The 396-nt window shown below is 42.7% G+C and carries 1 protein-coding gene; it reads right to left on the reverse strand.

All coding sequences use genetic code 11. The features are described 5' to 3' along the window. The coding region (locus FH871_RS35080) for a helix-turn-helix transcriptional regulator (protein ID WP_229317787.1) at window positions 1-396 on the reverse strand (396 nt) is incomplete at both ends.

Consider the following 396-nt stretch of genomic DNA (forward strand, 5'->3'; position numbering starts at 1 on the left):
TGAATACCCAGATTAGACCAACAACAATTTGAAGAAGCTCACCCTTAATCAAATCAATACCGGCTGCCAACCCAACCATAATAAAAACATAGGCTAGTCGATAGATAGAAAATAATTTATCTTCAGCTTTCCGCTTTTCCAATTGGCTGGCCTGCTCATCAGAATAGGCAGCAACTTCTTCCATCTTTGGACTAGGCTCGTCAGCTTGAAAGAGCTCCTTAATAGAGACATCCAAAGCATTGGCAACCAGTCCTAGTGTCTCTAAGCTGGAATCATCTCCTCTTTCAATTCGTTGAATGGTTCGAACACTAAGGCCTGCCTTTTCTGCCAAACGTTCTTGGGTCCAGCCCTTTTGCTTGCGAAGGTTTGCTACGAGTGTTTTGTTTTCCATGATAT

The organism is Larkinella sp. C7 (assembly GCF_006149005.1).
In the GTDB taxonomy this organism is placed as follows: domain Bacteria; phylum Bacteroidota; class Bacteroidia; order Cytophagales; family Spirosomataceae; genus Larkinella.